The 296-nt window shown below is 46.6% G+C and carries 1 protein-coding gene; it reads right to left on the minus strand.

The window, feature by feature from the left end; translation table 11 throughout:
- Positions 1-296, minus strand: a 296-nt coding sequence (locus Z053_RS31225) for an HYR domain-containing protein (RefSeq protein ID WP_152538409.1), incomplete at both ends; no start/stop codon positions are given.

Consider the following 296-nt stretch of genomic DNA (forward strand, 5'->3'; position numbering starts at 1 on the left):
ACTGTATTACCAGAACTGTCCGTTACTGTCCAGGTGACTGTCGTATCTCCCAGTGGGAAGGTTGCCGGTGCATCATTAGTCACACTAGCCACTGCACAATTATCTGAAGTCGTCGGTGTACCTAAAGTAACTCCACTCGCAGTACATAAACCAGCATCAACATTTACGTTTACGGTGGCTGGACAACTGATGGTTGGATTAATATTATCGGTTACGGTTACGGTTTGAGTACAGGTCGCTGTATTTCCTGAACTATCCGTGACTGTCCAGGTGACTGTCGTATCTCCTATCGGGAA

The sequence above is a fragment of the Aquimarina megaterium XH134 genome (assembly GCF_000520975.1).
In the GTDB taxonomy this organism is placed as follows: domain Bacteria; phylum Bacteroidota; class Bacteroidia; order Flavobacteriales; family Flavobacteriaceae; genus Aquimarina; species Aquimarina megaterium.